The following is a 22345-nucleotide window of genomic DNA, read 5'->3' as shown; positions in this document are numbered from 1 at the left end:
TGGTGAAGTAATGGTTACGCACGGCCAAGCTTGATTGCGGCATGAAAATGCGGCGCATCGCATGCCCAGCCGTGCAATGTCATGCACCGCGGATGCGATAACAGTGGGCTGGTAGACAGCCCATTTTTTTTGGATTTTATGGCAGATATATTCGCTTTGACACAAGAGGCCCTGGCCGGTATGGATATCGAGCTTGTCGACGTGGAACGCGCGCCCCTTGGGCTGTTGCGTGTAACGATCGATCGTCCGGATGGTGTGCGAATTGAAGACTGCGAACAGGTTTCAAAACAGCTGTCGCGTGTATTCGAAGTGGAAAACATCGATTACAAGCGCCTTGAAGTGGGTTCGCCTGGGGTCGATCGGCCTTTGAGGCGCGTTGCCGACTTCATTCGTTTCGCCGGCGAGCGGGTCGAAATCAAGCTGCGCGAAGCCGTCGACAACCGCAAGGTGTTTGTCGGCACGCTTCGCGTTCCTGCCGATGCGGATGCAGCTGCGGCTTCCTCGCCTGAGTTCGGGCTCGAAATCGACGCCGACAAGAAAGACGAAACCCGCATCCTTAGCTTCACCTTCGACGACGTTGATCGTGCCAAACTGGATCCGATTCTTGATTTCAAGGGTAAAAAGCGATGAGTCGCGAAATTCTTCTATTGGTTGACGCCTTGGCGCGTGAAAAAAACGTCGCCCGCGAGGTGGTTTTTGGCGCACTTGAAGGCGCGTTGGCATCGGCCATGAAAAAGCGCTTCAAGGAAGACGCCGACATCCGTGTGACGATCGACCGCAATACCGGCGAGCACGAAGGCTATCGCCGCTGGCTGGTCGTGCCCGACGACGCCGGCCTGCAAGAACCGGATCAACAAGAGCTGTATTCCGATGCCCAGGAAATCGTTCCCGGCATCGAAGTTGGCGACTATATCGAAGAGCCCCTCGAGCCCGAAGAGTTCGGCCGCATCGGCGCGCAAGCGGCCAAGCAGGCCATCCTGCAACGGATACGCGACGCCGAGCGCGAGCAAGTGCTGAACGACTTCCTCGAGCGCGGCGAAAGCATCGTGTCGGGCACCGTGAAGCGCATGGACAAGGGCGATGCCATCATCGAGACCGGCAAGATCGAAGCCCGCCTTCCCCGTGTCGAAATGATCCCCAAGGAAAACATCCGCATCGGCGATCGTATCCGCGCCTGGGTGCTCAAGGTCGATCACGCCGCACGCGGCCAGCAGGTCATCCTGTCCCGGACGGCGCCCGACTTCATCCGCCAGCTGTTTGAGAACGAAGTACCGGAAATCGAACAAGGCCTGCTCGAGATCAAGGCGGCGGCGCGAGACCCCGGCGTGCGCGCCAAGATCGCCGTCATTGCCTACGACAAGCGTATCGATCCCATCGGCACTTGCGTCGGCATGCGCGGTTCGCGCGTCACCGCCGTCCGCAACGAGCTGGGCGGCGAACAGGTAGACATCGTGCTGTGGGCGGAAGACCCCGCCGAGTTCGTCATTGGCGCGCTGGCGCCGGCGCATGTGGAATCCATCGTGGTCGACGAAGACAAGCACGCCATGGATGTCGTGGTTGACGCCGAGAACCTCCCCAAGGCCATCGGCGCCCGCGGCCAGAACGTGCGCCTGGCCTCCGAGCTCACCGGCTGGCAGATCAACATCATGACGCCGGAAGAAAGCCAGAACCGCCAGGAAGAAGAGCGCGGCGAGCTGCGCCAGGCCTTCATCAGCAGGCTCGACGTCGACGAGGAAGTCGCCGACATCCTGATCGACGAAGGCTTCACCGGTCTGGAAGAAATCGCTTATGTGCCCATGCAGGAACTGCTCGAGATCGAAGCCTTCGACGAAGAGACCATCAACGAACTGCGCACCCGCGCGCGCAACGCCCTGCTGACGGAAGCCATTGCGCACGAAGAGCGTGTGCAGACCGTCGCGCAGGATATGCAGGAACTGGAAGGCATGACGCCCGAGTTGCTCGGCAAGCTCGCCGAAAACGAGGTCACCACGCTGGACGACCTGGCTGAACTGTCCACTGACGAACTGGCCGAGATCACCGGCTTGTCCGAAGAAGAAGCCAGCCAGATGATCATGCGCGCCCGGGCTCACTGGTTTGACGATGAAGCGTAATCCTCGAATCGAATCAGTTGGGTGTATTTATTGAAAATAGTAGTAGCAAGCAAGAGAGAGTCGAATGCCGAGTAACACCGTCGCCCAGTTCGCTGTTGAACTGAAAATGCCTGCAAACGTGCTGCTGGAGCAGCTGCGTTCGGCCGGCGTTGAACTCAAGTCGGTTGACGATGCCGTCACTGACGCGGATAAGGCGAGGCTGCTTGAGTCGTTGCGCCGCGCCCATGGCGGGAGCGAGGGCAAGAAGATCACCCTGACTCGCCGTCAGACCTCCGAAATCCGGCAGGCCGACGGCTCAGGCCGTTCGCGCACGATTCAAGTAGAGGTGCGAAAGAAGCGCACTTTCGTCAAGCGCGATACGTCCGAACTTGCCGCCGAAGCCATCAAGGCCGAAGGCGTCGACAAGGTCGAACCCGTCGTGCACGCGGCCCAGGAAGCCGCGGCCGAGCAACCCGTACTCGGCCATGACGACGCTCCCCAAACCGTGACGCCCGCTCAGCCGGAGCCCCAAGAGTCGCCCGCGTCCATCGAGCCGGCGGCTGAAACCCAGGCTCCCGCCGAGGCGGCGCCCGTAGCAGCGCCCGCACCCACAGCAGCGCCTGAAGCCGCGCCGGCTCCCGAGCCGGAAGCGCCCCAGGTGCCTGAATCGGCGCCTGCAGAGGCCCCGGCCGAAGCCGAGCCCGCGCCTGCCGGCGCCGAGCCTGTCGAAGCCTCCTCCGCAGCGGCGGAAGAAGCCGTGGTGCCGGCGCCGTCTGAACCCGCCAAGGCCGAAGCGCCCAGGCAGGAAGCTGCGCCGGCTCCCGCTGCTGAAACACCCAGCCAGCCCGCGCCGGCGGCGCAGGCACGCGCGGCCAAGCCCGCCGACCGCCCTGCAAAGGCCGTCAAGCGTGCGGTTTCCGCTTCGGCGCCTGCCGTCGATCCCGAACGCGAGCGCGCCCGCAAGGCCGCCGAGGCCGAGGCCGCGGCGCTGCGCGAGATGCTCAGCCGTCCCCGCAAGGTGCTGAAGGCACCGGAGCCCGAGGCCGGCAATTTGTCGGGCACGCTGCATAAACCCACATCCGGCAAGGGGACCAAGAAGGACGCCAAGGCCGCACCGGGAGAAGTCAAGAAGACCATCAAGGCTTCCGATGTCTCATCGTCGTGGTCCGACGACAGCGGCCGCAAGAAGCCCGCTGCGAAGACCGAAACCCAGGCGCCCGGCGCAAGCCGCGACGGTTGGCGCGCGGGCGGCAAGGCAGGCAAGGGAGCGAAGGGCAATGCCCGTGGCCGCGGCAGGAACGCCCAGCCCGAGCGCCAGGTCGCCGCGCCGGCGGAGTTCATCGCCCGCGAAGTCCATGTGCCCGAGACCATTTCCGTTGCCGATCTTGCCCACAAAATGTCGGTCAAGGCAGCCGAGGTCATCAAGCATCTCATGAAGCTGGGCCAGATGGTCACCATCAATCAGGTGCTGGACCAGGAAACCGCGATGATCGTGGTCGAAGAACTGGGCCACATCGCGATCGCCGCCAAGCTGGACGATCCCGAGGCCTTCCTCGAACAGGCCGAAGGCCCCGAGGCCCCGGCATTGCCGCGTGCACCCGTGGTTACCGTCATGGGCCACGTCGACCACGGCAAGACCTCGCTGCTGGACTACATCCGCCGCACCAAGGTGGCGTCGGGTGAAGCCGGCGGCATCACGCAGCATATCGGCGCATACAACGTCAAGACCGATCGCGGCATGGTCACCTTCCTGGATACCCCGGGCCACGAAGCCTTTACGGCGATGCGCGCCCGAGGCACGAAGGCAACCGACATCGTCATTCTGGTGGTGGCATCCGACGACGGCGTCATGCCGCAGACCAAGGAAGCCATCCACCACGCGCAGGCCGCCGGCGTGCCGCTGGTCGTGGCGATCACCAAGATCGACAAGCCCGACGGCAATCCCGAGCGCGTCAAGCAAGAACTCGTGGCCGAGCAGGTCGTGCCGGAAGAATACGGCGGCGATGTACCTTTCGTGGGCGTGTCCGCCAAGACGGGCGAAGGTATCGACGACCTTCTCGAGAACGTCTTGCTGCAGGCCGAGATCCTCGAACTCAAAGAGCCGGTCGATGCGCCCGCCAAGGGTATCGTCATTGAAGCCCGTCTCGACAAGGGACGCGGACCGGTGGCGACCATTCTGGTGCAAAGCGGCACGCTCAATCGCGGCGACGCGGTGCTGGCCGGCGCAAGCTTCGGCCGCGTGCGGGCCATGCTGAACGAGAACGGCAAGCCGGTCAACAGCGCGGGTCCGTCCATTCCGGTCGAGATCCAGGGGCTTACCGATGTGCCGGCCGCGGGCGACGAAGTCATCGCCATGGCCGACGAGCGCAAGGCGCGCGAGATCGCGCTATTCCGCCAGGGCAAGTTCCGCGACGTCAAGCTGGCCCGCCAGCAGGCCGCGAAGCTGGAGTCCATGTTCGACAATATCGGCGAAGGCACGCAGACGCTTGCTCTGATCGTCAAGACGGACGTGCAGGGCTCACAAGAGGCGCTGGTTTCCTCGTTGGTCAAGCTGTCGACCGACGAGGTCCGCGTACAGGTGGTGCATGCGGCCGTAGGCGGCATTTCGGAAAGCGACGTGAACCTGGCGATTGCATCGCACGCCGTCATCATCGGCTTCAACGTACGCGCCGAGCAAAGCGCCAAGAAGCTGGCCGAGCACAATGGCGTCGACCTGCGCTACTACAACATCATCTACGACGCGATCGACGACGTACGCAACGCCATGTCCGGCATGCTGGCGCCCGAACAGCGCGAAGAGATCATCGGCATGGTCGAGATCCGCGAGATCTTCTCCGTATCGCGCGTCGGCAACATTGCCGGCTGCATGGTCACCGATGGCGTGGTGCGCCGCGACTCGCAGATTCGATTGCTGCGCAATCACGTCGTGCACTGGACGGGACACATCGAATCCCTGCGCCGCTTCAAGGACGACGTCAAGGAAGTCAAGTCGGGATTCGATTGCGGCATTACCCTGAAGGGCAACAACGATATCGAAGTGGGCGATCAGCTCGAAGTCTTCGAAATCAAAGAAGTTGCGCGGTCTCTGTAAGCATCATGGGTCGTCATAAATCCAAACCCAATCCCGGCCGCAATGCGCGGCTGGCCGACCAGATCCAGAAGGATCTGGCCGGCCTGATACAGCGCGAGATCGACATCTCGCGCGCCGGGCTCATCACGCTCACGGGCGTGGAGCTTTCGGCCGACTACGCGCACGCGAAGGTCTACTTCACCGTCATGGGGGCCGAGCCCGAAGCGGCTACCGCCGCCCTGACGGAAAAGGCCGGCTGGCTGCACTCCCTGCTGTTCAAGCTGCTGCACATCCATACCGTTCCTACGCTGCGTTTCATTCACGATGAGCAAATCGTGCGCGGCCTTGAACTGTCACAACTGATCGATCGGGCGAACCAGCCCCGTACCGAACCTTTCAAGCCCTCGGAACCCGAGGACCCCGACGAACAGCCCTAGGGGGCTGTCGTTTTCACCAGGATCTATGAACGATGGCTTCCCGACGCGGGCAGATGCTCGATGGTGTCCTGTTGCTGGACAAACCGGAAGGTCTATCCAGCAACCATGCTTTGCAGCGCGCCAAGCGCGCGCTCGACGCGCGCAAGGCCGGCCACACCGGCACGCTCGATCCCTTTGCCACAGGCCTGCTGGTCTGCTGTCTGGGAAAGGCGACGAAAATCTCGGGGCATATGCTCGATGCCGACAAGGGCTATGTGGCCACGCTCCGTTTTGGCGAGGAAACCGATAGCGGCGACCTCACCGGCAACCCGGTCAGCTTGGCGCCTGCAGGCTTCGATGGTGTCGATCAGGCGGATCTCGAACGGGTGCTGTTGAATTTCAAGGGCGAGATCCAGCAGATCCCGCCCATGTACTCCGCCCTGAAGCGCGATGGGAAGCCGCTGTACGAGTATGCGCGCCAAGGGATAGAACTGGATCGCCCGCCCCGCGCGGTCACGATCCACGACATAGAGCTCTTGAGCTTTGACCGGCTCGAGGCAGTCATAGCGGTCCAATGCAGCAAAGGCACGTACATACGCACGCTTGCGCAGGACATCGGCCGCCAGTTAGGTTGTGGCGCACATTTGAAGGCACTGAGGCGCACCAGTGTCGGGCCGTTCGGGCTCGACAAGGCCGTCGGGCTCGAAGCCCTGCAGGCCATGCCGGATCCCAAGGCGGCCCTGATCGCGCTGGATGCCTTGCCCGCCGGGCTGAAGCCGGCAACCCCTACACAAAAGGATTGAAACTATGAACCGCGCTTTGCGCAATGTGGCGATCATCGCCCACGTCGATCACGGCAAGACCACGCTTGTCGACCAATTGCTGCGTCAGTCGGGTACGTTCCGCGACAACCAGCAGGTGTCCGAGCGTGTCATGGACTCGGGCGACATCGAAAAAGAACGCGGCATCACCATTCTTGCGAAGAATTGCGCCGTGCAGTACGAAGGCACCCACATCAACATCATCGACACGCCGGGACACGCGGACTTCGGCGGAGAAGTCGAACGGGTGCTGTCCATGGTCGACGGGGTGGTGCTGCTTGTCGACGCAGTGGAAGGTCCCATGCCCCAGACGCGTTTCGTGACGCGCAAGGCGCTGGCGCTGGGCCTGAAGCCCATTGTGGTCGTCAACAAGATCGACCGTCCCGGCGCGCGCCCCGACTTCGTCATCAACGCCACCTTCGACCTCTTCGATAAGCTGGGCGCCACGGAGGAACAGCTCGATTTTCCGGTCATCTATGCGTCGGGCCTGTCCGGATACGCCGGTCTGACCGATGACGTGCGCAGCGGCGACATGCGTCCCCTGTTCGATGCCATCCTCAAGCATGTTCCACAGCGCGAGGACGATGCCGAAGGGCCTCTGCAGATGCAGATCATTTCGCTGGATTACAGCACCTATGTCGGCAAGATCGGCGTGGGCCGCATCAATCGCGGGCGCATGCGCGCCGGCATGGACGTGGTCGTCAAGTTCGGCCCTGACGGCGATCCGATCAAGGGCCGCGTCAACCAGGTTCTGAAGTTCAAAGGCCTGGAGCGCGAGCTGGTGGATGAGGCTGAAGCGGGCGACATCGTGCTGATCAACGGCATCGAGGAAATCGGTATCGGCTGCACGATCATGGATCCGGCCAAGCCGGAGGCACTGCCGATGCTGCGCATCGACGAGCCCACTCTGACCATGAACTTCATGGTGAACACCTCGCCGCTGGCAGGCCGGGAAGGCAAGTTCGTGACCAGCCGCCAGCTGCGCGACCGCCTGGACCGCGAACTGAAATCGAATGTGGCCTTGCGCGTCAACGATACGGACGACGATACGGTGTTCGAGGTTTGCGGGCGGGGCGAGCTGCACCTGACCATCCTGCTCGAAAACATGCGCCGCGAAGGCTATGAGTTGGCCGTGTCGCGTCCGCGTGTGGTGTTCAAGGAAGAGAACGGCGTCAAGCTGGAGCCTTACGAACTGTTGACCGTCGACGTGGAAGACAGCCATCAGGGCGGCGTCATGGAAGAACTGGGCCGCCGCAAGGGCGACTTGCTCGACATGCAGGCCGACGGGCGTGGCCGTACCCGGCTGGAATACCGCATCCCCGCCCGAGGCCTCATCGGCTTCCAGGGCGATTTCATGACGCTGACGCGTGGCACGGGCCTGATCAGCCACATCTTCGACGACTACGCTCCCATGCGCGAGGGGGGGGTGGGCGAGCGCCGCAACGGCGTGCTCATCAGCCAGGACGACGGCGTTGCGGTGGCCTATGCGCTCTGGAAACTGCAAGAGCGTGGTCGCATGTTCGTGACGCCCCAGGATCCTTTGTACGAAGGGATGATCATCGGCATTCACAGCCGCGACAATGACCTGGTGGTCAATCCCACCAAGGAGAAAAAGTTGACCAACGTGCGGGCTTCCGGCAAGGACGAGCACATCGACCTCGTGCCGCCCGTGCAGATCACGCTCGAGTATGCGGTCGAATTCATCGACGACGATGAGCTGGTGGAAGTGACGCCGAAGTCCATCCGCTTGCGCAAGCGTTACCTGCAGGAGCACGAGCGCCGCCGCATGTCGCGCGAAGCGAGCTGAGGAGGTCAGACCCCGCATGGGGTCTGACCTCAGGTTTTTCGAGCTGGCCTGAAGATGAAGGGGTCAGACCCCGTATGGGGTCTGACCCCCAGTTCGTCGAGTTGCCCTGAAAGGAGTCAGACCCTGTGCAGGGTCTGACTCCTCAAGTTTTTTGGCCGATCTCTCAAAAAAACGATACAATTCATTCCTATTTCCGGAATTCGTATCATCATGGCCAAAGACAGCATCGCCGAGTCCGATGAACTCAAGATAGACGGCAACACGCCGACCATGCGGCTTTTTGCGCTGCTTGAGGTCATCGCCCGCAAGAATCAGTTTTTTTCCTTGCAAGGCCTGGTGGACGAACTCGGCCTGCCCAAGCCCACCTTGCACCGCATGCTGCAGCAATTGGAAAGCGCCGGCATGATCCAGCGCGACGGAGACGGTCGCCAATACAGCAGCGGCTTGCGTTTGCGCCGCATGGCCGAGAACCTGCTCTTGAACAACACCGTGCATGGCGCCAGGCACGCAATACTGCGACAACTTGTCGAAGAGGTCGGGGAAAGCTGCAACATCACCAGTTGCACCGGAAATGAAGTCGTGTATCTGGACCGTGTCGAAACCGTGGCGCCGCTGCGCTTCTATCTGCATCCCGGATCCAGGGTGCCGGTGCATTGCTCGGCCAGCGGCAAGCTGTTCCTGGCCCAGATGACGCCCTCGCAGCGGCGGCGCCTGCTGGGACACACCGCGCTGACCAAATATACCGACAAGACGCTGCTGACGATGGACCAGGTCGAGGCCGAAATCGATCATGTGCGGCGCGACGGGTACGCGGTCGACAATGAAGAGTTTCTTCCAGGGCTCGTGTGCGTGGCGGTGCTGGTACCGGTCAAGGAAGGGAAGTCGAATATCGCCGTTGCCATTCAGGCCCCGACCCTGCGCATGACCGTCGAAAAGTCCTTGCAATGCCTGCCCGCGCTTCACAGGGCGGCTGGGGCGCTGTCCGAAATCGAAATCGAGAACGGCCGATCGTAAGTCCGGCCATCAAGGAGCACACAACATGTCCGCGACCCCGCCCATGCAGCATGTATCCAGCCGCGCGGCGTTCGGCCTGCAACAGGATTTCCAGATCCCCGCCTTTGCCGAGCGCGACGAGCACGTTCCCGAGATCGACCCCGTCTATCGATTCAATCCGGAAGTCACGCTGGCGGTGCTTGCCGGTTTCATGCAGAATCGGCGGGTCCTGGTCCAGGGCGCGCACGGCACAGGTAAATCGACGCACATCGAACAGATCGCGGCCCGGCTGAATTGGCCTTGCGTACGGGTCAATCTCGACGGCCAGATCAGCCGCCTGGATCTGGTCGGGCGAGACGCCATCGTGCTGCGCGAAGGCCGGCAAGTCACCGAGTTTCAGGAAGGCATCGTGCCATGGGCGCTGCAGCGTCCCGTGGCGCTGGTCTTCGACGAGTACGATGCGGGCCGGCCCGACGTCATGTTCATCATCCAGCGCATCCTGGAGCGTGAAGGCAGCTTCACCCTGCTCGACCAGAACCGGGTGATCCGGCCCCATGAGGGCTTCCGGCTTTTCGCCACGTCCAATACCGTGGGCCAGGGCAACCTGAACGGCCTGTATCACGGCGTGCAGGCGCTCAATCATGCGCAGCTGGATCGCTGGAACATCGTGGCCACGCTCAATTATCTCCATCCTGCGGAAGAACTCGAGATCGTGCTGGCGCGCGTCCCCGGCATGGACGACAGTCAAGGCAGGCAAACGGTCGCAGCCATGATAGGCGTGGCGAATCTGACCAGGAAGGGATTCGAGGCGGGGGACATCTCCACTTTGATGTCGCCGCGCACGGTGATTTCGTGGGCGGAAAACAGCCGCATATTTTCGGATATCGAACTGGCGTTCCGCTTGTCTTTCCTGAACAAGTGCGAAGACGCCGAAAAGCCCGTCGTGGCGGAATACTATCAGCGCTGTTTCGATTGCGACCTTGACGAGTCCGCCGCGCAGGCCATGCGCTGAATCGCCATGGACAGCGGCACCGCTCATCGACGCCTTCCCATACAAACAGAACAGCTGGCGGCCGCCGTCCTGCGAGCGTTGAGCGGCAACGTTCAGCTGCATTTCGAGGGCGGCCGAGTCTACGACGATGCCCGGCCTGTTCCCGTTCATGCGCCGCATCTGCAAAGACAGCTCCTGTGGGCGGACTTCGAATCCAGCCGCGCCGTGGCCGATGCACTGGCGTTGCGCAGCCGCTTCTCGGATACCATCCTCCATCAGCGGTTGATGCCGGATGAATCCATCGAAAAACTGCTTTTCGAATGGCTGGAGCAGCTGCGCGTGGAGTCGCTGGCGCCGTCCTCCCTGCCGGGCACCCGGAGCAATTTGATCCGGAACTATCGACGCTGGTCGGATGACTTCCTCGATTCCGGCGCGGCGGAAAGCAGTTTGGGAATATTGCTCTTTGCGTTCTCCCAGATCGTATGGAGCCGCCTGATGGCGCAAGCGCTGCCCGAACACGTGCAAGACCTGCTCGAGCCGGTGCGAGCCTCGCTGGCGCCTTCGCTGGGCCCGGCGCTGGTCGGCTTGCGCCAATGCCGCGACGATCAGGCCGCCTACGCCCGTCATGCTCTCCATATCGCGCACGAGATTGCGCAGCGTGTGGAATGCGAATATGAAGACAGCCCCGAGACCAAAGCGGTCCGGCGGGGGGATTTCAGCCTGTCGCTGGATTTCGAATCCGGCGATGCCGATGCGCCGGAGACGCAGGCCATTATCGGCGAGCGGGGCGGGATTCCCGGCGGCCGCGAAACCTATCGCGTCTTCACGCGCCGCTATGACCGCGAGGTGGACGCCGCGGACCTCTTGCGCTCCGGCCTTGCCCATGAATATCGTGAGGCGCTGGACCAGCGCCTTGTGCAAGAAGGCGTGAACATCGGCCGGCTGTCGCGCGCGCTGCGCGCCTTGCTGACGCGTCCGCGCCGGGATGGCTTTCAGTATGGCGAGGAAGAAGGGCGAATCGATGGCCGGAGGTTGGCTTCGATTGTCAGCTCCCCGGCGGAGCGCCGCGTTTTCTACCAGGATCGGCATACACCCGTATCCCATTGCGCCGTCAGCTTTCTGATCGATTGCTCGGGTTCCATGAAGCAGTATCGTGCCGACCTTGCCTTCATCATGGACGTGCTGATGCGGGCCCTGGACCACGCAGGCGTACGGTCCGAGATCCTGGGATTCACGACGCAGGCCTGGAATGGAGGCCGCGCCCAGAAAGCCTGGTGGGCTGCCGGCAGGCCGGCCGCGCCGGGCCGCTTGAATGAACTCTGCCATATCGTGTTCAAGGCGGCCTCCCAGCCCTGGCGGCGCGCGAGGAGCAGCATCGTGGCCATGATGAAGCCGGACCTGTTCCGCGAAGGCGTCGATGGCGAGGCGGTGCAATGGGCTTGCGAGCGCCTGCTCGCAAGAGACGAGGAAAGGCGTGTGCTTTTCGTGATTTCAGACGGCTGTCCCATGGACGGCGCCACGCATCTCGCTAACGACGAGTTCTACCTCGACCGCCATCTGAGATCGGTGGTCAGGCACTACGGGCAACATGCCGGCATCGAAATCCTGGGGGTGGGGCTGGGACTGGATCTGAGCGCATACTATGCGCGCTCGTTGAGCCTGGACCTTTCGGAAGGCGTGGGTAATTCCGTATTCGACGTATTTCTGGCTTTGCTGGCCGGTCAGGGCAAACGCTAAGGCGCGGGGGTCAGACCCCGTATGGGGTCTGACCCTTCGCGGCATTTTTTGGGGTCAGACCCTATAGGGTCTGACCCCTCATTCACTATAGTGACCCCTTGCCCGCTGCATTGCCGGGGTCAGACCCCATACGGGGTCTGACCCCTCGTCCCTTGAGCCTGGACCACCGTTACGGCGATCGCGTTGTACACGTCGTTCGCATTGCACCCGCGCGACAGATCGTTGGCCGGCTTGTCCAATCCCTGCAGCAGCGGCCCGATCGCAGTGGCGTGCCCAAGCCGCTCCGTCAGCTTGTAGCCGATATTGGCGGCATCCAGGTTGGGGAACACGAGCACGTTCGCCTGTCCGGCGACCTGTGATCCCGGCAGCTTGCTTTGCGCCACCTGCGGAACGATGGCCGCATCCAGCTGGATGTCGCCGTCCACGGCCAGGCCGGGGCGGCGGGCCCTGAGTCGTTCTGCTGCCTGCCTTACCTTGTCCACACAGCCATGCCGGGCGCTGCCGCCGGTGGAGAAGGACAGCAGCGCTACCCGTGGTTCGGTGTCGAGCAGGGCGGTCGCGCTGTCTGCCGCCGCCATGGCGATTTCGGCCAGCTCGTCCGCGTCCGGATCGATGACCAGCCCGCAGTCGGCGAAAATCAGTGCATGAGCGTTGGTGTGGAAGGGTTCGTCGCGCAGCATGATGAAAAAGCTCGATACCAGTTTCGTGCCGGGCTTCATGCCGATGATCTGTATGGCGTTGCGAACCACGTCGGCCGTGGTGTGGACCGCGCCTGCGACGGAACCGTCGACGTGTCCCAGACGCAGCAGGAGCATGGCGAAGACCAGGGGTTCCAGAATCGCGGCTTCGGCCTGTTGCAAGCTCATGCCGCGCTTGGCGCGCAGGCGGGCCAGCTCTTGCGCGAAGGAGGGCGCAAGCGAGGACTGCTTCTGGTCGATGACATCGATGTGCGGATCGTTCCAGCCATGGTGCTCCAGCGTGCGGGCGATCCGTTCGCCGTCGCCGACCAGCGAAATGCGGGCCAGCCCCTCGGCAGCCGCCTTGTGGGCGGCTTCGAGTATGCGCGGGTCATCGCCTTCGCACAGCACGATGCGCATCGGGTTCAACCGGGCTTTGTGAAAGATGGCATCGAGCAGACTCATGGCTGGCCTCTCCGTCAACGTTCAGACATAGTCCTTGTATTTGTCGAGGAAGCGGACCGGCTTGGACAGGGCGTCGCGGCGGAAGGGGTCCCCCAGCTCGCGCGTGCACATGATTTCCACGACGGTGGTCTTGCCTTCGTTCATTTGCATGTCGATGGCTTTCTTGAGTGCGGGGCCGACGTCTTCGAGCTTGTCGACCACGATGCCTTCCGCGCCCATGGCCCGTGCAATGCCGGCGAAGCTTTGGTTGTCGAGCTCGCCCGCCACGAAACGACGGTTGTAGAAATCCACCTGGTTCTTCTTTTCGGCGCCCCACTGCCGATTATGGAAAACCACGGCGGTGACCGGAATGTCGTGGCGCACGCATGTCATGATTTCGGACATGCTCATGCCCCAGGCGCCGTCTCCCGCATAGGCGATGGCGGGGCGATCGGGCGCGGCCACTTTCGCGCCGATGATGGTGGGAAGGGCGTAGCCGCAGTTGCCCCAGCTCATGGGCGCGAAGAAGCTGCGTGGCCTTTCGAAGCGCAGATAGCTGTTGGCCACCGAGTTGATGTTGCCGATGTCGGTGGAGACCATGGCGTTCTCGGGCATGGCTTTTTCGAGTTCGCGCAGTACCTGGCGGGGATGCAGGTAGTTGCCCGGTTCTCCTTTCTGTTCTTCGATCATGTCCAGGCTGAACGAGTCGCGCTCATGGGTCCATTCGTCCAGCTCTTTTTCCCAGGCTTCTTTTTCGGCCTTGATCTTGCCGGCGCGTTCGTCCTTGGTGGCATCGCAGGCCAGGCTGCGGTCTTGCAGGCGCTTGGTCAGGGCCACGGCCGCTGCCTTGGCATCGCCGCAGATGCCGACGGTGATTTTCTTGACCAGCCCCAGCATCTTGTGATCGGCGTCGATCTGGATGATCTTGGCATTCTTGGGCCAGTAATCCATGCCGTGCTGGGGAAGGGTGCCGAAGGGCCCCAGTCGCGTGCCCAGCGCGAGGACGACGTCGGCTTGCGAAATGAGCTTCATGGCGGCTTTCGAGCCCTGGTATCCCAGGGGGCCGCACCATAGCGGATGGCTGGCGGGAAATGAGTCGTTATGCAGGTAGCTGTTGACGACGGGCGCGCCCAGGCGCTCGGCCAGCGCCTTGCATTCTTCCATGCCGTCGGCCATGACGACGCCGCCGCCTGAAATGATCACGGGGAATTTGGCGGTCGCCAGCAGGTCGGCCGCTTCGTCCAGGGTCTTGTCCCCGCCGGGACCACGGTCCAGGTGTTGCGGACGCGGGATCTCGGCCTTGATTTCGCCGTAGAAGTAATCGCGCGGGATGTTCAGCTGCGTGGGCCCCATCTCGGACAGGGCGCGGTCGAAGCAGCGGCCGGTGAACTCGGCCATGCGGGTGGGGTTGGTGACATGACCCTGGTACTTGGTGAATTCCTGGAACATGGGCAACTGATTGCCTTCCTGGAAGCCGCCCAGGCCTATGCCCATGGTGCCCGCTTCGGGCGTGACGATGACGACCGGGGAATGCGCCCAGTACGCCGCCGCGATGGCGGTGACGCAATTGCTGATGCCGGGGCCGTTCTGCCCGATGACGACGCCATGCCGCCCGCTGACTCGCGCGTAGCCGTCGGCCATGTGTCCCGCGCCTTGTTCATGGACCACCGGGATGAGCCGGATGCCCGCGGGCGCGAAGATGTCCATGGCGTCCATGAAGGCCGAGCCCATGATGCCGAAGATTTCGCGGACGCCGTTGGCGACCAGCGTTTCGACGAAGGCCTCGGACGGTGTCATTTTCTGAACGCCGCTGACGGGTTCTCGGTTGTCTGTTTGCATGGCTATAAGTCCTGTAGAGGTAGCGAAGAGAAAATCCGGCGCGATCGAGCTGCCTAAATAATCAAAAGTGAAATAATAAGTTCCGTTATTTGTTTTGTTTTTCAATTTTAAGGGGGGCGATCAAAATGTCAATTTCATTTATCGTTTTCGGAACAAATAATACTGATTTAGGTGAAAACACCTAGGGCAGTAAACATGGCGCATGCCCGACGGGAACTGGCTCATGCGAAACGTCCGCTCTGGCTCTAGCCCTGCAGCGGCGGATCTTCTACCTTACGAGGCAATGGGGCAGCGAGCGTACGCCCCGAATCGACAGGGAGACCACAGGAATGTCCGATGAAGATCTGGTGACGCGCATCAAGGCGTTTGGCGATGCCTGGAATCGGCACGATATCGACGCGCTGATGTCGTTCATGCACGAAAACTGCGTATTCGAAACGGTGGCGGGCCCCGAGGCCCATGGTTCGCGGCATGAAGGCATGACGGCCGTGCGCAAGGCTTTCGAAGCGGCATGGCAAACGATACCCGACGCACAATGGCTCAACGCCCGGTGCTGGGCGCATGGGGACAAGGGCGTGATGGAGTCCACGTTCACCGGGACGGCCGCCGACGGTTCACGTATCGAGGCCAACATGGTGGATCTGCTCGAGTTTCGCGACGGCAAGATCATCCTGAAGAACGCATTCCGCAAGAACCGGCCCCACCTGCCGGCCCGAGGCTGAAGTTCTTTGTCTGTTACGGAGTCGTGATGGCAGCCATTCCCGAATTTGCGGACCCTTCGTCGCCGGAGGGATTCCAAGAAAGCCCCTATGATCCCAGGTACGATCCACTGGTCTCCAAGACCGGTTGCGGCCAGGCCTATGCGCCGACTTACTGGGTCGGCACAGCAGGTCCTCCACCGGAAGACGATGGCCCGGTCCGCAACGATTTCGATGCCGATGTCGTCGTCATCGGATCCGGCTTCACCGGCCTGGTCACGGCATTGAATCTTGCCAAAGAGCACGGCGTCTCGGCGGTGGTGCTGGAAGCCAACCGCGCGGTATGGGGCTGCTCGAGCCGCAACGGCGGACAGGGGCAGAACGCTTCCGGCCGCCTGTATCGTTCCCAGTGGATACAGCGCTGGGGGCTGGATGTCGCCAAGCGGCTCGACACCGAAATCCGGGAAGGATTCGAATACTGGCAAAGCCTGGTGGCGACCATAGATTGCGATGCGCAACCGGGCGGCCATCTGTATACGGCACACAGGCCCAAGAAGCTGGCTTTCCTGCAGAACGAGTGCCGCGTCATGCGCGATGTCTTCGGATACGATACCCGCATGCTCAGCCGCGAAGCGCTGCACGAGCGCTATGTCGAGGATCAGGAGGCGGTAGGGGCCTTGCATGAGCAGGAAGGGGTGGGCGTGCATCCGCTCAAGCTGGCCTTCGGTTATATCCGCCAGGCGCGCGCGCTGGGCGTGAAAATACATCCGTGCAGCCCGGTGCTCGGCTGGGAGACCCGCGATGGCATCCATCATCTGCGTACGCCAGGCGGCACGGTCCGTGCCCGCAGGGTGGCGGTGGCAACGGGCGGCTATACGCCGCAGGGGCTGCATCCGTCGCTGACCAACCGCATGATGCCTATTTTGTCGAATTCCATGGTGACCCGGCCCTTGACGGCCGATGAACGCGCCGAAGCCGGCCTCAAGAGCACCGTGTTCATCACCGATACACGAACCCTGCGTTTCTATTATCGGCTGCTGCCCGATGGGTCCATGCAAATCGGCAGCCGCAGCGCGCTGACCGGGGCGGACGCGCAGAACGGGCGGCACCTTGAGCTCTTGAAGAACGGCTTATACAGGAAGTTCCCGCGCCTGCGTGATGTTCCCATCGCTTATTCATGGTGGGGCTGGGTCGACGTCAGCCACGACATGATGCCGCGCGTGGTCCAGCCCAATCCCGACGAGCTCGTGTTCTATGCTTTCGGATACGGAGGCAACGGGGTGTCGTCGTCCGCCAATGCGGGGCGCCGGCTGGCGGAGCGTGTTGTGGGCAAGGACGGGAAGCAGTGGGACCTGCCCATTTACAACAGCCCCTTGCCCGGCCACTTGTTCGCGCCTTTCCGCCGTCTTGGGCAGGCCATGCTTTACAAGTATTATTACTTGCGGGACGAAATCCTGTGACTATGTGCCGGCATGCTCATCCGTAAAGTTTGCGATAGACGCCGGCCAGCTTAGCGATGCCGGCCGGGATCTTCTCGATATCGATGGATGCGAAGCCGATGCGGATATCGTTATTCTTTCCCGGACCCGGGGTATGGTAGAAAACGTGGCCCGGCTCGATGACCACGCCGACGTCAAGGGCTGCGCGCGCCAGCTGTTCGGTATCGACATGGGCGGGCGCCCTGACCCAGCTTGATGAGCCGCCCGTAATGGGTACCATGCTGAATTCGGGCAGGCTCGAAGCCAGCGCTTCGGTCAGCGCCCGCGCGCGATCCTGGTAGCTCAACGACAGCCGCCGCAACAACGCGTGGTGGTGCCCCAACGAAATGAACAAGGCGAACGCCCGTTGTATATAGGCGGACGGATGGCGCAGCATCAGGCGCCGCAGCGCACGCAGTTCGTGGGTAAGCTCCGCAGGCGCCACGATATAGCCTATGCGCAGCCCCGGAGCGAAGCTTTTGGAAAGGCTGCCCACATAGATGACGCGACCATGCTTGTCCAGGCTTTTGAGGGCCGGCGTCGGCTGGTTGTCGTAGCGGTTTTCAGTTTCGTAGTCATCTTCGATGATGATGCTGTCCGACCTGGCGGCCAGTTCCAGCAAGGCCTCGCGCCGCTCGATGGGCATGGTGACGGTGGTGGGGCACTGGTGGCTGGGCGTGACGAAGATATAGTCGCAGGCGGTGAGTTCGGGCGTGATGCAAAGGCCGTCTTCATCCACGGGCAGCGGCATCAGCCTGTCGCTTCGATGAGCGAAGGTATTGCGCGCATCCGGATAGCCCGGATCCTCCATGCCGACCACGGTATGGGCATGTATCAGCAGGTCGGCCAATAGATACAGCGCATGCTGTGCGCCAACGGTAATCACGATTTCGTCTTTTTCCGCCCATACGCCGCGGCGCGGCAGCACCTGGGTGCGGATTTCTTCGATCAGGGCGGCATCGTCGTTGGTGATGAGGTCGGGGGCCCAACTGCGTATGTCGAGCACGGACAGTGCCCGGGTACAGCATTCGCGCCATTCAGCAGTGGGAAACTGGGCCGCGTCGAATTGCGCGTACACGAACGGGTAGGGCATGCTTTGCCAGTTTTCCGGCTTGACGATGTTGCGCTGCCGGGACGGGTGGAACACGACGCGCTGATGCCATCTTGCGGTGTAGTGGTGGCGGGATGGATTTTCGGGTTCGGCCGGCGTGGCCACGTGGCTCTTGCGTACGTCGTCGCAGACGAAATGCCCGCTGCGTTCGCGCGACACCAGATAGCCTTCGGAGACCAGTTGCTGGTAAGCGAACACCACGGTGTTGCGGGCAACGCCGAGGCTGTCCGCGAGCAGGCGGCTGGACGGAACGGGGGCGCCGGGCGGCAGGTGGCCGGAAAGGATGGCCGATACGAGCATCTGCCGAATGCGCCCCTGCAGGCTGAGGCCGGAATCACCGACCCGTTCGAACAATGACGTCCATAGAACGGAGGAGATGGGCGCGGAGGCGGGTACTTGCATGGATCGATGATAGCCCAAGAAGGCAGGCACTGGTATGGGGTCAGACCCCGTACGGGGTCTGACCCCCCACCGCTTTAGCATGCCCGTACGGGGCCTGACCCCGCTCTACACCTTCCCCTTCCAGGGAATCAGCACTTTCTCGAGGTGACGCAGCAGCAGATCGAAAATCAGGGCGAAGAAGCCGATGACCAGGATGCCCATGATGACGGTGTCCGACGCCAGGTACTGAGCGGCATTCAACACCATGAAGCCCAGGCCGCGCGACGAGGCGACCATTTCGGCGGCGACCAGGGTCGTCCAGCCCACGCCGATGCCGATGCGCATGCCGGTGAAGATTTCCGGCATGGCTGCCTTGAGGATGACATGGGTGATGATTTGCCGGCTGGATGCACCCATGGCGTAGGCGGCATGGATCTGCTCTATGGATACCGAGCGCACGCCCGAGCGCGCGGCGATCGCCATGGGAGCGAAGATGGCCAGATAGATAAGGAAAACCTTGGGGAATTCGCCGATGCCGAACCAGATGATGACCAAAGGAAGGTAGGCAAGCGGCGGCAGCGGCCGGTAGAACTCGATGATGGGATCGAAGACGCCGCGCATGATGCGGTTGACACCCATCAGGATGCCGATGGGAATGGCGGTGACCATGGCCAGCAGGAAGCCGCCCAGCACTCGGCCCAGACTGGCCAGGGTATGCTGCAGCAGTGTCGAATTCGCGACCCCTTCGGTCCAGGCCTCGATGAACTTGTTGAAGACCGCGTAGGGCGATGGCATGAATATGGGCTTGACCCAGCCCATGCTGGTGACAAGAAACCAGAGCGCGATCAGCACGACGGCCGTCATGAAGCTGATGAAGCCGCTATAGCCGGCTCCGGGTGCGCCGTAGACCTTGCCCGGTGCGGCGGGCTTGCCAAGGAACCGCTTCTTAGGCATGGATGATTTCCGGTTCGCCGGCTGCGCGCTCGTCGCCGTAGATGATACTAAGGATGATTTCGCGCATCTCGATAAAGTCCTGACTAGATTTGATCGCACGGGCGTCCCTCGTTTCCAGATAGCGTTTGTTGAAATCCAGGTTGTAGGTATTGGTGATGCGGCCGGGGCGGGGCGACATGACGATGAGCCGGGATCCCAGGAACAGGGCTTCTTCGACACTGTGAGTGATGAAGAAGAACATCTTGTGGGTGTGCTGCCAGACGTCCAGCAGCAGCTCTTGTATGGTTTCGCGCGTGAGCGCGTCGAGCGCCGCCATGGGTTCGTCCATGAGCAGCATTGCCGGATCGCAGGTCAGCGCACGGGCTATGCCGACCCGCTGCTGCATGCCGCCCGACAACTGATAGATCATGTGCTGGTGGAAATCCTGCAGGCCGACGAGTTCCAGGTTGCGCTCGGCGACGTTGCGGCGGGTGGCCTTGTCGACCCCTTGAAGCTTGAGGCCGAACTCGGTGTTCTCGATGACGTTCAGCCAGGGCAGCAATGCATGCTTCTGGAAGACCACGCCCCGATCCGACCCCGGGCCCACGATGGGGTTGTCGCCCAGCAGGATCTCGCCTTGCGTGGGAGACAGGAAGCCGGCAAGCAGATTGAGCAACGTGGTCTTGCCGCAGCCGGACGCACCCAACGCGACCACGAAGTCGCCCGGTTCGATATCCAGGTTGACGTCTTTCAAGGCGGTGACGGACCCGCCTTCGCGCAGGGCGGGGTAGGTGACGCTGACGCCTTTTACACTGAGTCGGGCCATGGGGGCTGACATGCATTTGCTCCTTGTCTTGATGCGCCCGCCGCAGCCCGGAACGGGATGCAGCGGGTAGCGAAGCGCCTGTTACTTGGCGGCCGCTTCGGCGTAGCTTGCGTTGACGAACGGGCTGTAGTCGTCGAGAGGCTTGTCGATCTGGCGCTGTTCCTTCAGGAACTTGGCGCTTTCCGTGAGTGCCTTGACTGCACCGCCGTCCTTGCCGCCGCCCAGCCAGGCATTGGAAGCCTGTTCCTTGGCGTCGGGGAACAGCAGCAGCTGCAGAGCGGAAACGATGTCGTCGGGCTTGCCGCCTATCATCTTGCTGATGCCCTTGACGCCTGCGGAATCTGCCGCGAGCTTGCCGGCGTTGGCGTTGTAGTCTTTGTAGGATTGGGCCAGAACCTTGGTGAACGCAGCCATGAACTTGGGATTCTTGGCTGCCCAGTCGCGGTCGGCCACGATGCCGTCGAAAGTGGGTACGCTGGCCTTGCCGATTTGCTCGGAGTCGGCGATGGTGGTGCCCGTCTTCTGGATTTCGGTCAGCGCGGGTGGCCACACATAGGCGGCATCCAGGTCGCCGCGCTGCCATGCGGCAACGATTTGCGGCGGCTGCATGTTCAGGATGTTGACCTTGCGGGGATCGATCTTCCAGACTTTGTCCATGCCGACCAGCAGGTGGAAGTGGGCGGTGGAAACGAAAGGCACCCCGACCTTCTTGCCGACCAGGTCTTCGGGCTTGGACACGCCGGAACCGTTGCGTGCCACCAGGGCTTCCGACTTGCCGATGTTGTCCAGGATCCAGAACAGTTCTATATTGACGCCGCGCGTGACCGCTGCGGTAATGCCGGTGGATCCCAGGACGCCGATTGGCACGTCGCGGGAAGCGAAAGCGGTGGAGATGTCGCCGGCGGACGAGAACTGGCGCCAATCGATTTTATAGCCGGCCTCTTGGGCGGCCTTGTCAAAGCTGCCGTCGGCGATGGCGCTGACGAACGGACCTACGATCTGCTGGTATCCCACCACGACTTTGGTTTGGGCCTGGGCGGCGATCGAGCCCAGGCCGAGTATTCCAGCTGCCATGCCGATCAGGGCGAATTTGCGACCACGTTGAAACAGGGGCTTCATGGTTTGTCTCCATTTCGTTATCGCGACACTCTGGGAATGTGCGGCTTTGTGTCGCTATGCTGATGGATAGTGCCTATAGTCATGGCCTGCGACTAGGTCCAGTTGATTTTATTAGATTGGACCAGTTTTGACGCCGAAATTTGATGGAGATGAAGAAACTGCGCATGCAGAGGCTTTTCCCGATGAAAGCATGGCGGAACGGCCAATGGGCTTAAGGGTAAATGCCGATGTCGATTGCGGGTGCTGCGGCGCGCAACAAAGCGCGCCGCTGCCATTATTCGGGCAAGGCGGGGGCGGCCTGGCGCTCTTCGGAAAAGACGTCGCAATAATGGCTGATGGTTTGCATGACGACATCCAGGTCGTCGGTGATGGTGAGCAGATCCAGATCGTTGGGCCCGATGAGCCGATTCGTGAGCAGCTCCTGGCGTACCCAACCGATGAGTCCCTCCCAGAATGCGGTGCCGATCAGGATGATGGGGGCGGCAGGCACTTTCCGGGTCTGGACCAGGGTCAGCACTTCGAAAAGCTCGTCCAGCGTGCCGAAGCCGCCGGGCAGGGCGATGTAGGCGGCGCTGTGCATGAAAAAAGTAGCTTTCCGGGAGTAAAAGTAGTCGAATGTGAGACTATGGGTTTGGTAGCGGTTATTGCTGGTTTCCATGGGCAGCTTGATATTCAGCCCCACGCTCTGGCCGCCGGCTTCGAAGGCGCCTTTGTTCGCTGCTTCCATGATGCCGGGGCCGCCGCCCGCAATCACGGGCAGGCCGGCTTGCGCAAGCCTTGCCCCGACTTGTTCGCTGATTGCATAGTAGGGGGAGTCGGGGCGGATGCGCGCGCTACCGAATACACTGACGCCCCAGCGCAAATCTTTCAGCGTCTCGGCAGCGCGTTCCATCTCTGCCATAATTCCGGGAATC

General features: G+C 62.1%; 18 protein-coding genes. 11 read left to right on the top strand and 7 right to left on the bottom strand.

Annotated features, from left to right (window positions below):
• Positions 1–138 precede the first annotated feature (138 nt).
• The 9 genes from rimP to ACSBPU_RS14210 all read left to right on the top strand — a co-directional run bounded on the left by rimP (position 139) and on the right by ACSBPU_RS14210 (position 11925).
• Complete coding sequence (gene rimP / locus ACSBPU_RS14250) at positions 139–630, top strand: ribosome maturation factor RimP (RefSeq protein ID WP_442592719.1); 492 nt, start codon at positions 139–141, stop codon at positions 628–630.
• Positions 627–2111, top strand: a complete 1485-nt coding sequence (nusA, locus tag ACSBPU_RS14245) for a transcription termination factor NusA (protein WP_180068250.1) — start codon at positions 627–629, stop codon at positions 2109–2111. Before rimP ends, nusA begins: the two co-directional genes overlap by 4 nt.
• 64 nt (positions 2112–2175) lie before the next feature.
• Positions 2176–5181 carry a translation initiation factor IF-2 gene (gene infB / locus ACSBPU_RS14240; protein ID WP_442592718.1) on the top strand — a complete coding sequence of 1002 codons (3006 nt, stop codon included), beginning with the start codon at positions 2176–2178 and terminating at the stop codon, positions 5179–5181.
• Between the two features lie 5 nt (positions 5182–5186).
• Positions 5187–5597 (top strand): 30S ribosome-binding factor RbfA, encoded by a 411-nt coding sequence (gene rbfA, locus ACSBPU_RS14235; RefSeq protein ID WP_442592717.1) that lies wholly within the window; start codon positions 5187–5189, stop codon positions 5595–5597.
• A gap of 32 nt (positions 5598–5629) precedes the next feature.
• On the top strand, positions 5630–6379 hold the full coding sequence (gene truB / locus ACSBPU_RS14230) for a tRNA pseudouridine(55) synthase TruB (protein WP_442592716.1): 750 nt from the start codon (positions 5630–5632) through the stop codon (positions 6377–6379).
• A 4-nt stretch (positions 6380–6383) separates the two neighbouring features.
• Positions 6384–8204, top strand: a complete 1821-nt coding sequence (gene typA, locus ACSBPU_RS14225) for a translational GTPase TypA (protein WP_442592715.1) — start codon at positions 6384–6386, stop codon at positions 8202–8204.
• A 210-nt stretch (positions 8205–8414) separates the two neighbouring features.
• Positions 8415–9218 carry an IclR family transcriptional regulator gene (locus ACSBPU_RS14220; RefSeq protein ID WP_442592714.1) on the top strand — a complete coding sequence of 268 codons (804 nt, stop codon included), beginning with the start codon at positions 8415–8417 and terminating at the stop codon, positions 9216–9218.
• Between the two features lie 25 nt (positions 9219–9243).
• The gene (locus tag ACSBPU_RS14215) at positions 9244–10209 is read left to right on the top strand and encodes an AAA family ATPase (RefSeq protein WP_442592713.1); all 966 of its coding nucleotides are present in this window, start codon (positions 9244–9246) and stop codon (positions 10207–10209) included.
• Positions 10210–10215: 6 nt separating this feature from the next.
• Complete coding sequence (locus tag ACSBPU_RS14210; RefSeq protein ID WP_442592712.1) at positions 10216–11925, top strand: cobaltochelatase CobT-related protein; 1710 nt, start codon at positions 10216–10218, stop codon at positions 11923–11925.
• A gap of 119 nt (positions 11926–12044) precedes the next feature.
• Here the strand turns inward: ACSBPU_RS14210 and pta are convergent, their stop codons facing one another.
• Together pta and xsc are read right to left on the bottom strand one after the other, a co-directional pair.
• Entirely contained in the window at positions 12045–13067 is a 1023-nt protein-coding gene (gene pta / locus ACSBPU_RS14205) for a phosphate acetyltransferase (RefSeq protein WP_442592711.1), read from the bottom strand.
• 21 nt (positions 13068–13088) lie between these two features.
• Entirely contained in the window at positions 13089–14885 is a 1797-nt protein-coding gene (xsc, locus tag ACSBPU_RS14200; protein ID WP_442592710.1) for a sulfoacetaldehyde acetyltransferase, read from the bottom strand.
• Positions 14886–15214: 329 nt separating this feature from the next.
• On the opposite strand from xsc, the gene ACSBPU_RS14195 reads away from it, so the two are divergent.
• Both ACSBPU_RS14195 and ACSBPU_RS14190 read left to right on the top strand, forming a co-directional pair.
• Positions 15215–15607 carry a nuclear transport factor 2 family protein gene (locus ACSBPU_RS14195; RefSeq protein WP_180068264.1) on the top strand — a complete coding sequence of 131 codons (393 nt, stop codon included), beginning with the start codon at positions 15215–15217 and terminating at the stop codon, positions 15605–15607.
• Between the two features lie 26 nt (positions 15608–15633).
• Positions 15634–17043 (top strand): NAD(P)/FAD-dependent oxidoreductase, encoded by a 1410-nt coding sequence (locus ACSBPU_RS14190; RefSeq protein ID WP_442592709.1) that lies wholly within the window; start codon positions 15634–15636, stop codon positions 17041–17043.
• A 16-nt stretch (positions 17044–17059) separates the two neighbouring features.
• Here the strand turns inward: ACSBPU_RS14190 and pdxR are convergent, their stop codons facing one another.
• The 5 genes from pdxR to ACSBPU_RS14165 form a co-directional block, all read right to left on the bottom strand.
• Positions 17060–18574, bottom strand: a complete 1515-nt coding sequence (gene pdxR, locus ACSBPU_RS14185; RefSeq protein ID WP_442592708.1) for a MocR-like pyridoxine biosynthesis transcription factor PdxR — start codon at positions 18572–18574, stop codon at positions 17060–17062.
• 105 nt (positions 18575–18679) lie between these two features.
• Positions 18680–19507 carry an ABC transporter permease subunit gene (locus ACSBPU_RS14180; RefSeq protein WP_180068271.1) on the bottom strand — a complete coding sequence of 276 codons (828 nt, stop codon included), beginning with the start codon at positions 19505–19507 and terminating at the stop codon, positions 18680–18682.
• On the bottom strand, positions 19500–20324 hold the full coding sequence (locus ACSBPU_RS14175; RefSeq protein WP_442592707.1) for a taurine ABC transporter ATP-binding protein: 825 nt from the start codon (positions 20322–20324) through the stop codon (positions 19500–19502). Before ACSBPU_RS14175 ends, ACSBPU_RS14180 begins: the two co-directional genes overlap by 8 nt.
• Positions 20325–20393: 69 nt before the next feature.
• Positions 20394–21431 carry a taurine ABC transporter substrate-binding protein gene (gene tauA / locus ACSBPU_RS14170; protein ID WP_180068273.1) on the bottom strand — a complete coding sequence of 346 codons (1038 nt, stop codon included), beginning with the start codon at positions 21429–21431 and terminating at the stop codon, positions 20394–20396.
• 274 nt (positions 21432–21705) lie between these two features.
• Positions 21706–22332: a TIGR00730 family Rossman fold protein gene (locus ACSBPU_RS14165; protein ID WP_180068275.1), complete on the bottom strand. Its 627-nt coding sequence runs from the start codon at positions 22330–22332 to the stop codon at positions 21706–21708.
• Between the last annotated feature and the right edge of the window lie 13 nt (positions 22333–22345).

It is taken from the genome of Parapusillimonas sp. JC17 (assembly GCF_052180245.1).
GTDB lineage: Bacteria > Pseudomonadota > Gammaproteobacteria > Burkholderiales > Burkholderiaceae_B > Parapusillimonas.
The sequence above is the reverse complement of the archived record's forward strand: the minus strand, read 5'-3'. Positions and strand labels throughout refer to the sequence as shown.